This window comes from Verrucosispora sp. WMMD573 (genome assembly GCF_027497175.1).
GTDB lineage: Bacteria > Actinomycetota > Actinomycetes > Mycobacteriales > Micromonosporaceae > Micromonospora.
In genome coordinates this window covers 2,258,919-2,273,399 of sequence record NZ_CP114901.1, presented here as the reverse complement: position 1 = coordinate 2,273,399, position 14,481 = coordinate 2,258,919, and the positions used below count along the sequence as shown (strand labels likewise).

At 71.7% G+C, this 14,481-nt stretch carries 10 protein-coding genes and 1 pseudogene; 8 read left to right on the top strand and 3 right to left on the bottom strand.

The window, feature by feature from the left end; genetic code table 11:
• Positions 1 to 199: 199 nt before the first annotated feature.
• A complete protein-coding gene (locus tag O7601_RS10545; RefSeq protein WP_281565990.1) occupies positions 200 to 1,783 on the bottom strand; it encodes a methylmalonyl-CoA mutase family protein in 1,584 nt (527 codons plus the stop codon).
• Positions 1,784 to 1,997: 214 nt separating this feature from the next.
• Here O7601_RS10545 and O7601_RS10540 point away from each other — a divergent pair, with 214 nt between their 5' ends.
• Positions 1,998 to 4,088, top strand: a complete 2,091-nt coding sequence (locus tag O7601_RS10540) for a serine/threonine-protein kinase (protein ID WP_281565989.1) — start codon at positions 1,998 to 2,000, stop codon at positions 4,086 to 4,088.
• A gap of 47 nt (positions 4,089 to 4,135) precedes the next feature.
• A complete protein-coding gene (locus O7601_RS10535) occupies positions 4,136 to 5,815 on the top strand; it encodes a phospho-sugar mutase (protein WP_281565988.1) in 1,680 nt (559 codons plus the stop codon).
• A 74-nt stretch (positions 5,816 to 5,889) separates the two neighbouring features.
• On the opposite strand, the gene O7601_RS10530 is transcribed toward O7601_RS10535, so the two are convergent.
• Both O7601_RS10530 and upp read right to left on the bottom strand, forming a co-directional pair.
• A complete protein-coding gene (locus O7601_RS10530; protein WP_210826232.1) occupies positions 5,890 to 6,564 on the bottom strand; it encodes a GPP34 family phosphoprotein in 675 nt (224 codons plus the stop codon).
• Positions 6,565 to 6,637: 73 nt separating this feature from the next.
• Entirely contained in the window at positions 6,638 to 7,270 is a 633-nt protein-coding gene (gene upp / locus O7601_RS10525) for a uracil phosphoribosyltransferase (RefSeq protein WP_281565987.1), read from the bottom strand.
• Positions 7,271 to 7,404: 134 nt separating this feature from the next.
• On the opposite strand from upp, the gene deoC reads away from it, so the two are divergent.
• The 6 genes and pseudogenes from deoC to O7601_RS10495 all read left to right on the top strand — a co-directional run bounded on the left by deoC (position 7,405) and on the right by O7601_RS10495 (position 14,375).
• Positions 7,405 to 8,394 carry a deoxyribose-phosphate aldolase gene (deoC, locus tag O7601_RS10520; protein ID WP_281565986.1) on the top strand — a complete coding sequence of 330 codons (990 nt, stop codon included), beginning with the start codon at positions 7,405 to 7,407 and terminating at the stop codon, positions 8,392 to 8,394.
• Positions 8,395 to 8,399: 5 nt separating this feature from the next.
• The gene (locus O7601_RS10515) at positions 8,400 to 9,830 is read left to right on the top strand and encodes an aldehyde dehydrogenase family protein (RefSeq protein ID WP_281565985.1); all 1,431 of its coding nucleotides are present in this window, start codon (positions 8,400 to 8,402) and stop codon (positions 9,828 to 9,830) included.
• Positions 9,823 to 10,647 carry an aldehyde dehydrogenase family protein gene (locus O7601_RS10510; protein ID WP_281565984.1) on the top strand — a complete coding sequence of 275 codons (825 nt, stop codon included), beginning with the start codon at positions 9,823 to 9,825 and terminating at the stop codon, positions 10,645 to 10,647. Before O7601_RS10515 ends, O7601_RS10510 begins: the two co-directional genes overlap by 8 nt.
• Positions 10,648 to 11,340: 693 nt before the next feature.
• Positions 11,341 to 12,546 carry an IS110 family transposase gene (locus tag O7601_RS10505; RefSeq protein ID WP_281565983.1) on the top strand — a complete coding sequence of 402 codons (1,206 nt, stop codon included), beginning with the start codon at positions 11,341 to 11,343 and terminating at the stop codon, positions 12,544 to 12,546.
• Between the two features lie 334 nt (positions 12,547 to 12,880).
• A pseudogene (locus O7601_RS10500) lies at positions 12,881 to 13,234 on the top strand (BlaI/MecI/CopY family transcriptional regulator); the annotation flags it as partial.
• A gap of 235 nt (positions 13,235 to 13,469) precedes the next feature.
• The gene (locus O7601_RS10495; protein ID WP_281565982.1) at positions 13,470 to 14,375 is read left to right on the top strand and encodes a M56 family metallopeptidase; all 906 of its coding nucleotides are present in this window, start codon (positions 13,470 to 13,472) and stop codon (positions 14,373 to 14,375) included.
• Positions 14,376 to 14,481 lie beyond the last annotated feature (106 nt).

The window sequence follows — 14,481 nt, the reverse complement described above, 5'->3', positions numbered from 1 at the left end:
CGATCACCCGTGGACGTTCACACGCACGGGAGCCGTCCAACCGCACACCGTGTGCGTCCGCGTGATCACCATGAGCGGGGTACCCGGCCAACGCCGGTTCGACACGCTGCGCGACGACGGGGGCGTGGCGTCCCCGCGACAGCGGCTGCGCATCCGCCAAGGACGGGCCGCCGCGCGCGGCAACGACCCGGAGCCGGGGTCAGAACCGGTCAGTGGGCTGGTAACGGCCCCAGACCTCGCGGAGCGCCCCGCACACCTCACCGACTGTGGCGCGCTCGCGCAGCGCCGCCTTCATCGGGTAGAGGACGTTGCCGGTGCCGGCGGCGGTCTCCCGCAACTCGACAAGCGCCCGCTCCACGGCGGCGGAGTCCCGCTCGGCCCGCAGCTTCGCCAGCCGGTCGGCCTGGGCCACCTCGATCGTTGGGTCGACCCGCAGCGGCTCGTACGGCTCCTCGGCGTCGATCGCGAACCGGTTCAGCCCAACCACCACCCGCTCGCCCGAGTCGATCTCCTGCGCGATCCGGTACGCGGACTGCTCGATCTCCCGCTTCTGGAAGCCGACCTCGATCGCGTCCACCGCCGACCCGTGCTCGAACACCCGGGCCATCAGCGCGTCCGCCGCCGTCTCGATCTCGGCGGTCATCGCCTCCACCACGTACGAGCCGGCGAACGGGTCGACCGTGGCGGTGAGATCGGTCTCGTACGCCAGCACCTGCTGGGTACGCAGCGCCAGCCGGGCCGCCTTCTCGGTGGGCAGCGCGATCGCCTCGTCGAAGCTGTTGGTGTGCAGCGACTGGGTGCCGCCGAGCACCGCGCCGAGCCCCTGCACCGCCACCCGGACCAGGTTCACCTCGGGCTGCTGGGCGGTCAACTGCACGCCCGCGGTCTGGGTGTGGAAACGCAGCATCATCGACTTCGGGTTCTTCGCCCCGAACTCGTCGCGCATCAGGCGGGCCCAGATCCGTCGGGCCGCCCGGAACTTCGCCACCTCTTCGAGCAGGGTGGTACGCGCGACGAAGAAGAACGACAGCCGGGGGGCGAAGTCGTCCACGGCCAGCCCGGCGGCGATCGCCGCCCGGACGTACTCCACGCCGTTGGCCAGCGTGAACGCGATCTCCTGCACGGGCGACGCGCCGGCCTCGGCCATGTGGTAGCCGGAGATCGAGATGGTGTTCCACTTCGGCACCTCGCTGCGGCAGTAGCCGAAGGTGTCGGCGACCAGCCGCAGCGAGGGCTTCGGGGGGAAGATGTACGTGCCCCGGGCGATGTACTCCTTGAGGATGTCGTTCTGGATGGTGCCGTTGAGCGCCGAACCCGGCACGCCGTTGTCCTCGGCGACGAGCTGGTAGAGCAGCAACAGCACCGAGCCGGGCGCGTTGATCGTCATCGAGGTGGAGACCTTGTCCAGCGGGATGCCGTCGAAGAGCAGCCGCATGTCCTCGATGGAGTCGATGGCCACGCCGACCTTGCCCACCTCGCCGTGCGCGATCGGGTCGTCGGAGTCGTACCCCATTTGGGTGGGCAGGTCGAAGGCGACCGACAGGCCCATCGTGCCGGCCCTCAGCAACTGGTGGTAGCGCGCGTTGGACTCGGTGGCGGTACCGAAGCCGGCGTACTGACGCATGGTCCACGGACGGGAGGTGTACATGGTGGGATAGACCCCACGGGTGTACGGGAACCCGCCGGGCACGCCGAGGCGGGAGTCCAGGTCACCGGGAAGGTCGTCGGCCGCGTAGACGCCCTTGATCGGAAAACCGGACTCGCTTGACCGCCGTTCGCTCATCACCGGATGGTAGGACGGGTGGAACGGGCGGCGGGTGAGGGATACCGCACATCGCGCCACCGGCCACGACAAGGCGCGACAAGAGGTGAGTGCCTGCACACGTACCGTCGAGTACTGGAAACGTCCGCCGCGCCGGCTTTCGCATCGGGCGTCTGAACCAGCAAGATAGGGGGGTTGTGTCCCAGCCCTCTCGACTTCCCCCGGTGGCTTTTCTGTGACTCAGATCCCGACGTGGAGCGGCGGACCAGTCAGCACTCCCACCAACGGACGCGCGACACCCGGCACCGTCATCGGTGACCGGTACTCGCTGCGCTCGGCGGTAGGTAACGGTGGCATGGGTACGGTCTGGCGGGCCACAGACACCCTGTTGCGCCGTGACGTGGCGGTCAAGGAGGTCGTCCTCCCACCCGGCCTGGCGCCGAGCGACCGCGACGCGATGTACGAACGCACCCTGCGCGAGGCCCGCGCCGCCGCCGCCATCGCCCACCCGGCGGTGGTCCAGGTGTACGACGTGGTCACCGAGGCCGGCCGCCCCTGGATCGTGATGGAGCTGCTGGACGCCCGCAGCCTCGCCGACATGGTGATCGAGGACGGTCCGATCGCCCAGCGCGTGGTTGCCAAGATCGGGATCGCGCTGCTCGGCGCGCTCGAGGTGGCGCACGCGATCGGCGTGCTGCACCGTGACGTCAAGCCCGCCAACGTGCTGATCTGCTCCGACGGCCGCTGTGTGCTCACCGACTTCGGTGTCGCCCGGATGCCCACCGACGTGCAGCTCACCACCCCGGGGATGGTGCTGGGCTCACCGCACTTCATCTCGCCCGAGCGGGCCATGGGGCAGGAGTTCGGCCCGCCCAGCGACCTGTTCTCCCTCGGCGTGACGCTCTACACCGCCGTGGAGGGCCGCCCGCCCTTCGACCGGGGCGACCCCATCGAGACCATGCACGCAGTGGTCGAGGATCCCCCCGCCCCGCCGCAGCGCAGCGGCCCGCTGACCCGGGTGCTGATGGGTCTGCTGGAGAAGGACCCGGCCCGCCGGCTCGACGTGCACACCGCCCGCGCCATGCTGCGCGAGCTGCTGGCCGGCCCGCTGAGCAGCAGCGCCGCCGGGGTCAACTCGCTGACCGACCAGTACTCCGTGATGCCGGTGCCGCAGCCCGCACCGATCACCGCGCCGGCCGCCCCGGCCAAGCCGGCCCCGTCCGGGCAGATCGGCGGCCGGGCGATGCTGGGCCCCGGTGAGTCGCTGACCGACCGGCTGGCCGCGTTGCGCCGGGGCGAACGTCCCGGCCAGGCTGCGGCGGCCAGCGCCGCCGCGATGGAGGACACCAGCGCCGACGCCCTGGCCCGTCCCGGGCAGCGGGGCGCCGCGATGTCCTCGCCCGCCGGCCGCACCTACGGCGGCGCCGAGGCGACCCAGCGAGTCGGTGCGGACACCACCCAGCGGGTCGGGCCGGAGATCTTCGGCTACGGCGCCCAGCCCGACGCGACCCAGCGGATCGGCGGCTACGGCGCCGGGCCCGATGCCACCCAGCAGCTCGGCGGCTACGGCGCCCAGCCCGACGCGACGCAGCAGGTCGGCGGCTACGGCGCTGCCCAGTGGCCGGCCGCGCCGAACCAGCCGTACGGCACGCCGGCACCCGCTACCGGCGGCGGCAGCCCGGTCGACCGGGCGAAGGCCGCCGGCACGCGGGTGGTCGACACCGTGAAGGGCTGGCCACGCAAGATGCAGCTGGCGGCGGCCGGTGGCCTCGCGGTGCTGCTGCTGATCGGCATCGTGGCCTTCGCCAACGGCGGCGACGAGACGCCCACCACCCCGGTCGCCGAGCCGTCCAGCTCGGCGGACGAGGGCCCCGGCCTCGAAATGCAGGAGCATTCGGCGCGCGGGGTGCAGGTGCTGGTGCCCAAGGGTTGGAAACGGGCCGCCCCCGCTGGCGGGGTCTACATCGACTACACCGACCCGGAGGACAGCGGCCGCCGGGTGCGCATCCTCAACGAGGAGTGGAGCGGCACCTCGGCCCGCTGGGCGGAGGTCGCCGAGAACGGCCTGAAGACCCGGTCGAAGTCGTGCGCCAAGCCGTACACCCAGATCGCCATGGCGGAGAAGGAGTTGGCCGGGAAGCCTTCGGCCGAGTTCGAGTACACCTGCGGCGAGGGCGGCGAGATGCGACACGGCATCTGGCACGGGGTGGCCCACGACGGCCGGCTCTACTCGTTCTACCTCACCTCGACCGACTCCCGCTTCGAGGAGAGCAAGCCGATCTACGCGGAGATGGTCGAGTCGTTCCAGCTCACGGCGTCCGGCTGAGCCAGGGCACCCGCCCATGGAGATCCGGGCCGTGCTATCAAGAGGCCATGGCGGCGGAGACCACTGACCTCGACACCATCCGCGAGCGGGCCGAACGCTGGCTCGCCGACGACCCGGACCCGGCCGGGCGGGCGGAGCTGCGGGCGGTGCTCGACCAACTGCCGGGTAGCGCGCCGGAACTGGCCGACCGGTTCGCCGGATCGCTGACCTTCGGCACGGCCGGGCTGCGCGGGCCGCTGCGGGCCGGCCCCAACGGGATGAACCTCGCGGTGGTCACCCAGGCCGCCGCCGGCCTGGTCTCCTGGCTCGCCGCCCAGGGCGGCACCGGCCCGCTGGTGATCGGGTACGACGCCCGGCGCGGTTCCCGCGAGTTCGCCGAGCGGACCGCCCAGGTGGCCACCGGCGCGGGCCGCGAGGCGCTGCTGCTGCCCCGCCCACTGCCCACCCCGGTGCTCGCGTACGCGGTGCGTCACCTGTCGGCGGTGGCCGGCGTGATGGTGACCGCCAGCCACAACCCGCCGCAGGACAACGGCTACAAGGTGTACCTCGGTGCCGAGCTGGGCGGGGAGCTGGGCGCCGGGGCGCAGATCGTGCCGCCGGCCGACGCCGGCATCGAGGCCGCCATCCGCGCCGTCGGCCCGCTGGCGGAGGTGCCACTCGGTCCCGCCGGGCAGGTGCTCGGCCACGACCTGGTCGCCGCGTACGTGGCGCGGGCGGTAGGTGTCGTCTCCCCGGGCGGCCCTCGGGAGCTGACCGTGGCGTACACCCCGCTGCACGGTGTCGGTGCGGCGGTGCTCACCGCCGCGTTCGCCGCCGCCGGTTTCCCGACGCCCGGCGTGGTGCCCGACCAGGCCGAGCCGGACCCGGACTTCCCCACCGTCAGCTTCCCCAACCCGGAGGAGCCGGGCGCGGTGGACCGGCTGGTCGCGCTCGCCGAGCGCACCGACGCCGACCTGGCCATCGCCAACGACCCCGACGCCGACCGCTGCGCTGTCGCGGTCCGCGAGGGGTCGGGTTGGCGGATGCTGCGCGGGGACGAGGTGGGTGTGCTGCTCGCCGATCACCTGATGCGACGTGGGGTCTCCGGCCGGTACGCCACCACCATCGTCTCGTCGTCGCTGCTGCGGACGATGTGCGCCGCGCGCGGGCTGCCGTACGGGGAGACGCTCACCGGGTTCAAGTGGATCGTCCGGGCCGGTGACGGCGGTGAACCACTGGTGTTCGGTTACGAGGAGGCGCTCGGCTACTGCGTCGCCCCGGACCACGTACGCGACAAGGACGGCATCACCGCGGCGCTGACCGTGGCCGAGCTGGCCGCCGGCCTCAAGGCGCAGGGGCGCACGCTCACCGACCGGCTCGACGAGTTGGCCGCCGAGTTCGGCGTGCACCAGACCGACCAGCTCTCGGTACGCGTCGCCGACCTGCGCCTGATCGCCGACGCGATGGCCCGGATCCGTGCCACCACCCCGACCACCCTGCTCGGCCAGCCGGTCACCGAGACGCAGGACCTGCTCCCGGAGGCGGACGTGGTGATCCTGCGTACCGAGACGGCCCGGGTGGTGATCCGCCCCTCCGGCACCGAACCGAAGCTCAAGGCGTACCTGGAAGTGGTGGAACCGGTCGCCGACGGCGACGTAACGGCGGCCCGCACCCGCGCAACGTCCGCCGTCACCACCCTCCGCACCGAAATCGCCCACGCCCTCGGCATCCCCAACCCCCCGGGTTGATCATGAGGTTAGCGGCAGTTTTAGAGATCAACTTCGCCGCTAACCTCATGATCAACGGAGGAGAAGGGGGTGGGTCAGCGGCGGGGACCGAGGGCGTGCTCGACGGCGCGGCCGAGGGCGGCCACCACGAGGGCTACCGAGGGGCGGATCACGCTGTCCTCCAGGTTCACCTCGCCGGAGAAGCCGGCACCGCTGGCGATCTCCTCCAGCCGGCGGCGGGCGGCGTCGGCGTCCTCGCCGGTGACCCCGAGAGCGGACTCCATCCGCAGCACGGCGACCAGGGTGGCGAGTGCGGCGGTCCGCTCGTCCGGTGCGGCGCCGGTGAGCACCACGGCGAGCCGCTGCCGGGTCTCCTCCTCCACCGTCGGGTCCACCACCGGGTAACGGTGTACGTGGATGAAGCCCAGCTCGGTCTCGTCGACGTCCCGGACGACGCCCTGCTCGCAGAGGTCGCCGAGGATGCGGTCGCGCAGACCGTGCCGCAGCCGCTGTACCCAGGACGAGGGGCTGTGCGGGGTGTCGGCAACGATCTTGGCCAGCACCGCGTCGGTGACCGGTTCGCCGGTCGGCGTCGGGTCCACCGCGGTCAGGGCACCGTCGGTGTACGCGATCCGCCCGGCCAGCGCCAGTTCGATGAGAACGGCGGCGGCCATGCCCAGGTCGAGGCTGATCCGGGGCAGGGTCGCCTTGCCCGTTTCGTCGTCGTACGCGAGCAGGAGCAGTTCCTCGGCGAGCGGGACACCAGTCATGGCCCGAGACGCTAGCCGCTGAACGCCACCGCCCGCAGCACAAACCGCCGCCGGGCCTGCGGTGGCCGTCCGCTCAGAAGCGGGGCATGCCACCGAACTGCCGGTCACCGGCGTCGCCGAGGCCCGGCACGATGAACATGCTGTCGTTGAGGCCGTCGTCGATCGAGGCGGTGACCAAACGCAGCGGCAGTCCGGAGCGTTCCAACCGCTGGATGCCGGCCGGGGCGGCGAGCACGCAGAGCACGGTGATGTCGGTGCAACCACGCTCGGCCAGCAGTCGACAGGAGTGCTCCAGTGAGCCGCCGGTGGCCAGCATCGGGTCGAGGACCAGCACGGGCAGGCCGGCGAGGTCCCGGGGCAGGGACTCCATGTAGGCGCGCGGCTCGAAGGTCTCCTCGTCGCGGGCCAGGCCGACGAAGCCCATCGAGGACTCGGGCAGTAGCCCCAGCGCGGCGTCGGCCATGCCGAGCCCTGCCCGTAGCACCGGCACCAGCAGCGGCGGATTGGCCAGCCGGGTGCCCTCCGTGCCGGTCACCGGCGTCTGCACCGGGTACGTCTCCACGGGAAAGGAACGTGCGGCCTCGTACACCAGCATGGTGGTGAGTTCGTGCAGCGCCGCCCGGAACGTAGAGGAATCGGTGCGCTCGTCCCGCATGGCGGTCAGCCGGGACTGGGCGAGCGGGTGGTCAATGACGAGTACGTCCACGATCGCTCAACCTACCCGGCCCGGATATCGGCGCGCCGGTCCCGGCCGCGACCAGCGACCTCGCTCACCCGTGCGCGCTCCGGCGAGCCCAGTGACCAAGATCACGCGACGTCAACCTGCGTAGACTTCGAGACATGACGGCGACAGCGACGTCGGCCCGCTCGGACCTCTCCGAGCTGGGACGATCCGAGACCGCTCTGCGGACCTTCCTGCACGGCCTACCGGGCGTGGACCAGGTCGGCGCGGAGCAGCGGGCAGCCCAACTCGGCACCCGATCCATCAAGACCACCGCCAAGGCCGAGGCCATCGACCTCGCCATCCGGATGGTCGACCTGACCACGCTGGAAGGCGCGGACACCCCGGGCAAGGTACGGGCGCTCGCCGCGAAGGCGCTGCGACCCGATCCGGCCGACCCGTCCTGCCCGCACGTCGGCGCGGTCTGCGTCTACCCCTCCATGGTCCCGTCCGTGGCTGAGGTGCTGCGCGGCAGCGACGTGCATCTGGCCAGCGTGGCCACGTCCTTCCCGTCGGGCCAGGCGCCGCTGGAGATCAAGCTCGCCGACACCCGCGCCGCCGTCGAGGCGGGCGCCGACGAGATCGACATGGTGATCAACCGGGGCGCGTTCCTGGCCGGCCGCTACGCCGAGGTGTACGACGAGATCGTCGCCACCAAGGAGGCGTGCGGCGGTGCCGGTGCCGATCCCCAGGGGCGACCGCGAGCCCACCTCAAGGTGATCCTGGAAACCGGCGAGTTGGCCACCTACGACAACGTGCGCCGCGCCTCCTGGCTGGCGATGCTCGCGGGCGCCGACTTCATCAAGACCTCCACCGGCAAGGTTCCGGTCGCCGCCACGCCGCCGGTGACCCTGGTGATGCTGGAGGCGGTACGCGACTTCCGCGCCGCCACCGGGCGGCAGGTCGGCGTGAAGCCGGCCGGCGGTATCAAGACCACCAAGGACGCGATCAAATACCTGGTCATGGTCAACGAGACCGTCGGCCCGGACTGGCTGCACCCGGACTGGTTCCGCTTCGGCGCGTCCAGCCTCCTCAACGATCTGCTGATGCAGCGCACCAAGCTGACGACCGGCGTCTACGCCGGCCCCGACTACTTCACCCTGGACTGACCGCGATGTTCGAATACGCACCCGCCCCCGAGTCACGCTCGGTGGTAGACCTCAAGCCCTCGTACGGGCTCTTCGTCGACGGTAAGTTCGTCGACCCGGCCGACGGTGGCAGCTTCAAGTCGATCAACCCGGCCTCCGAGGAGGTGCTGGCCGAGATCGCCGAGGGCGGCGCACAGGACGTGGACCGGGCGGTCCGGGCGGCCCGCAAGGCGTACGACAAGGTCTGGGGTCCGATGCCGGGCCGGGACCGGGCCAAGTACCTGTTCCGGATCGCCCGGATCATTCAGGAACGCTCGCGTGAGCTGGCCGTGCTGGAGTCACTCGACAACGGCAAGCCGATCAAGGAGTCCCGCGACGTCGACCTGCCGCTGGTCGCCGCCCACTTCTTCTACTACGCCGGCTGGGCCGACAAGCTGCCGCACGCCGGCTTCGGCGCAAACCCACGGCCGCTCGGCGTGGCCGCGCAGGTCATCCCGTGGAACTTCCCGCTGCTGATGCTGGCCTGGAAGATCGCCCCGGCGCTGGCCGCCGGCAACACGGTGGTGCTCAAGCCGGCCGAGACCACCCCGCTCACCGCGCTGCTCTTCGCCGAGATCTGCCAGCAGGCCGACCTGCCGGCCGGTGTGGTCAACATCGTCACCGGCGCCGGCGAGACCGGCCGGGCTCTTGTCGAGCATGACGGCGTGGACAAGGTGGCCTTCACCGGCTCCACCGACGTCGGCCGGGCCATCGCCCGCGCGGTCGCCGGCAGCCGCAAGAAGCTCACCCTGGAACTCGGCGGCAAGGCCGCCAACATCGTCTTCGACGACGCCCCGGTCGACCAGGCGGTCGAGGGCATCGTCAACGGCATCTTCTTCAACCAGGGGCACGTCTGCTGCGCCGGCTCCCGGCTGCTGGTCCAGGAATCCGTCGCCGAGCAGGTGCTGGAATCACTCAAGCGGCGGATGGCCCAGCTGCGTCTCGGTGACCCGCTGGACAAGAACACCGACATCGGTGCCATCAACTCCGCCGCCCAGCTCTCCCGCATCCGGGACCTGACCGCGGCCGGTGCCGCCGAGGGCGCGCAGCAGTGGTCGCCCCCCTGTGAGCTGCCCGAGCGCGGCTTCTGGTTCGCGCCGACCATCTTCACCGGAGTCACCCAGGCCCACCGGATCGCCCGCGAGGAGATCTTCGGCCCGGTGCTGTCCGTGCTCACCTTCCGCACCCCGGCCGAGGCCGTGGAGAAGGCCAACAACACGCCGTACGGGTTGTCGGCCGGAATCTGGACCGAAAAGGGCTCCCGGATCCTGTGGACGGCCGACCGGCTGCGCGCCGGTGTGGTGTGGGCCAACACGTTCAACAAGTTCGACCCGACCTCGCCGTTCGGCGGCTACAAGGAGTCGGGCTACGGTCGCGAGGGCGGCCGGCACGGGCTGGAGGCGTACCTCAATGTCTGAGCGGGTCGCGGTACGCAAGACGTACAAACTCTTCATCGGCGGGAAGTTCCCGCGTAGCGAGTCGGGACGGTCGTATCTCGTGCAGGACTCCAACGTGTCGCTGGCCTCCCGCAAGGATGCGCGGGACGCCGTGGTGGCCGCCCGTGCGGCGGTGAAGGGGTGGGCCGGGGCGACCGCGTACAACCGGGGTCAGATCCTCTACCGGGCCGCCGAGATGCTGGAGGGCCGACGCGAGCAGTTCGTCGCGCTCGGCGTGCCGGGCGACGAGGTGGACGCGGCCACCGACCGCTGGGTCTGGTACGCCGGCTGGTCGGACAAGCTCCCGCAGGTGTACGGGGGCGCGAACCCGGTCGCCGGGCCGTACTTCAACCTGTCGGCACCCGAGCCGACGGGTGTGGTGGCGGTGGTCGCCCCCGAGACACCGGCCCTGCTCGGCCTGGTCAGCGTGATCGCCCCGGCGATCGTCACCGGCAACACGGTGGTGGTGGCCGCCTCGCCGACGGCGCCACTGGCGGCGGTGACCCTGGCCGAGGTGCTGGCCACCTCCGACCTGCCGGGCGGGGTGGTCAACATCCTCACCGGCCGGCTTCCGGAGACCGTACCCACGCTGGCCGCGCACATGGACGTCAACGCCATCGACCTGACCGGCGTGACCGACCCGGAGCTGGCCGCCGACCTGGAGGTCAAGGCGGCGGAGAACCTCAAGCGGGTGCTCCGGCCGGCACCGGCAGGCCACGACTGGTCGGCGGATCCCGGTCTCGGCCGGATGACGGCCCTGCTGGAGACGAAGACCGTCTGGCACCCCAAGGGGGTCTGACTCTCCTCGCTCTTGGGGGGTTCTCGGGGGCTCCCGCTTTGTGGGTTTCCGGGGAGCCCCCGCTGTGGGGGTTTCCGGGGAGCCTTCGTTCTTGGGGGTTTCCGGGGAGCCCCGCCCGCTCCGGGCGGTCAGGCTTGATCCCTGCGCGGGCGGGGCTCCCCGGAAACCCCGACCTGGGCACGGCCATCCGTTGGTCACGGCTTACGGGCAGCCGCCAAGCGTCGGGCCTCCGCTCCGTCGTCTCCCCCGGCCTGCGTCTCCCCCAGTCCGTCGTCTCCCCCAGTCCGTCGCCTCCCCCGGCCTGCGTCTCCCCCAGTCCGCCCCCCCGGTCCGTCGTCTCCCCCCGGTCCGTCGTCTCCCCCGGCCTGCGTCTCCCCCAGTCCGCCCCCCCCGGTCCGTCGTCTCCCCCCGGTCCGTCGTCTCCCCCGGCCTGCGTCTCCCCCAGTCCGCCCGTTACCTTTTTGATCGTCCCCAGCCGGGGACTGCTCGGTCGCCCGGCTCGGTATGACTGATTGCCCCTGTCGTTCGCATGATCCGGGGGGTGTTGTCGCCGGGCCGGGTGGCGTCGGCGGACCGCTGATAGGGACCCGGCCACCCCCGCCCGTGGGGTAGGTCTCTCCGTAACGTGGATGCCGGCAGTCCGGCGCTGTGACCAGCGGCCGAGCCAGGACCTTGCGGTGAGGAGGGCAGGCTGTGCACGACGGGTTCGGCGTCTTCATCGGACTCGATGTGGGCAAGGAAGGACATCACGCGGTCGCGTTGAACCGTGAGGGCAAGCGGCTGCACGACGCGACCCTGCCCAACACCGAGACCGGGCTGCGGAAACTGTTCGACAAGCTCGCCCGCCACGGTCGGATCCTGGCCGTGGTCGACCAGCCCGCCTCGATCGGTGCGCTGCCTGTCGCGGTCGCCCGCGCCTGCGGCCACCAGGTGGCCTACCTGCCTGGTCTGGTCATGCGCCGGTTGGCCGACCTGCACCCGGGCACCGCGAAGACCGACGCCCGCGACGCCTACGTCATCGCCGACGCCGCCCGCACCCTGCCTCACACCCTGCGTCGGGTCGACACCGGCGACGAGACCCTGGCCGAACTGGAGGTGATGGTCGGCTATGACGACGACCTCGCCGGCGAGGTCACCCGCGTGGCTAACCGCATCCGGGGCCTGCTCACCCAGATCCACCCACCCCTGGAACGCGTCCTGGGACCGAAGCTGCAGCACCCCGCAGTACTCGAGGCGCTCTCGCGGTGCGGCGGACCCACCGGTCTGCGCAAGGCAGGCCGGGCGAAACTCACCGAGATCGTCAAGGCCCGCGCGCCACGCATGGGTACCCGCCTGGTCGAGCAGATCTTCACCGCACTCGACGCGCAGACCGTCGTGGTCCCGGGCACCACCGCCGCCGAGACCGTCCTTCCCCGACTCGCCGACAACCTGCGTGACCTGCTGCGACAACGCGACCAGGTCGCCGAACAGGTCGAAGGGATGCTCGATACGCACCCTCTTGCCCCGGTCCTGACCTCGATGCCCGGCATCGGCGTCAGGACCGCAGCCCGAATCCTGCTCGAAGTCGGCGACGGCAGCTCGTTCCCCACCCCCGGCCATCTGGCCGCCTACGCCGGCTTGGCCCCGGTCACCCGCCGCTCCGGCACCAGCATCCGCGGTGAACACCCACCCAAGGGCGGCAACAAGCAGCTGAAACGCGTGTTCTTCCTGTCTGCGTTCGCCGCGCTCGCCGACCCGCTCAGCCGCGCCTACTACGACCGCAAACGCGCTGAGGGCAAGAAACACAACGCCGCCCTCATCTGCCTCGCCCGCCGCCGCGTCGACGTTCTCCACGCCATGCTTCGCACCCAGCGGCCATACCAGCCCAAAACGGCGGACGAACCCCGCCTCGCTGCTTGACACAACCCATAGGGACACCCCCCGGTCCGTCGTCTCCCCCCGGTCCGTCGTCTCCCCCTGGTCCGTCGTCTCCCCCGGCCTGCGTCTCCCCGGGTCCGTCACCCGCTCGCCTCCTCCCGTTCCGTCCCCTGCTGCCTGTCGCCGGGGTGCTCGCTCAAGATCCGGACAACTTCCGGGAAACTGCTGGGTCGAGTGGTGACGAAGCAGCACTATCCCCGAAGTTGTCGCGGCGGAGATGGGTGTGGGGGTGGGTGCGGGGTGGGTGCGGGGTGGGTGCGGGGTGGGGGTGGGTGCGGGGTGGGGGTGGGTCTACTACGGGGGGTAGGATTGCGGGGTGACTCGGCTGGGGGATCTTGAGCGTGCGGTGATGGACGTGCTGTGGGACACGGTTCCCGCCACGTCGGACGGGGTCACCGTGCGCGAGGTGGCCGAGGCGCTGGACGGACGCGAGTTGGCGTACACCACGGTGATGACCGTGTTGGACCGGCTGGCCGGCAAGGGCATGGTGCAGCGCGAGCGGGAAGGGCGGGCGTGGCGTTACCGCGCCGCGGCCAGCCGTGAGGCGTACATCGCCCAGCTCATGCTCGACGCGCTCGACCTGGGCGGCAGTCGGGACGCGGCGCTGGTCCGATTCGCCCGCTCGGTGACCGGCACCGAGGCCGACGTGCTGCGCGCCGCGCTCGCGGCGGAGGCCGGGCTGACGGCCGACGCACCCGGGCAAGGCCAGCCGGCAGGTGCCGCACCGAGGCGGACCCCGACGACGGACGAGGCGCCCGGGCTGGACCGGACGACAAGCGACGTGCGAGGCGATGCCGGAAACAGCCCCGGTCGCGGGCTGACCAATCGGGTCGAGCCGCCGCCGGCCGACCGGACGTCGCGCGCCGGCCTGGCCGACGAGGCCGCGGAGCGGTAGGGGCGACGCCATGGCGCACACCCTGCACTTCGCCGCCTCGATGGTGGCGTGCTGGCTGATCGCCCAGGTGCTGGCCCGTTCCACCTGGACGTGGCGCAGCCCTCGGGTGGCGATCCTGTGCTGGCAGGCGATCGGTCTGGGGGTCGGTCTTTCCGCGATGGGTCTGCCGATCGCGCTGGGTCTCACCCCGTACCAGCGGGGTACCGGCAGCGCACTGCTGGCGCTCGCTGACGACCTCTGGCACGGCACCCTGCCGGCCGGTCTAGGCGCCGTGCACCTGGGGTTGGTCGGCGTCGGTCTCGGCATCGGGGCGGTGCTGCTGACCACTACGGTACGCAGCATCCACGGCGCGGTACGCGCCCAGCGTCGGCACCGGGATCTGCTCACCCTGGTCGCCCGACGGGATCCGACCGTGCCGGGCGCGCTGGTGCTCGACCATCCGGGTGCGGCGGCGTACTGCCTTCCCGGGGTCAGGCCCCGGGTGGTGGTCAGCGCGGGCACGCTCAGCCTGCTCGACCGGGCCGAACTGGCGGCGGTGCTGACCCACGAACGGGCGCACGCGCAGGAGCGACACGACCTGGTCCTGCTGCCGTTCACCGCGCTCTGCCGGGCGCTGCCCTGGTTCCGCTGGGTCCGGGAGGCACACGAGCGGGTCTCGCTGCTGGTCGAGATGCGCGCCGACGACAAGGCCCGCGAGTTGCACGCCGAGGCCCCGCTGGCCGGCGCGCTGCGCCGGTTCGCCGCCGCCGGGAACCGGATCACCCCGGCCGGCGCGCTCGGCATGGGCGACCAGGATCTGGACGTACGGGTGCAGCGACTGCTGGTCACCGCGCGCCCGCCCCGGCTGATCGGTGCCACCGCGCTGTCCGTGACCACGACCGTGGCCGCCCTGCCCGTCTTACTCTTCCTGAGCTGACCGACCCTGAACTAACCCTGATCATGCCGGCCCGACCCGTTCGCGGATCAATACGTAGCTTCGCTACGTGTAGGCTCCCTATCTGCATCGACCCCCGTCCCCGGGA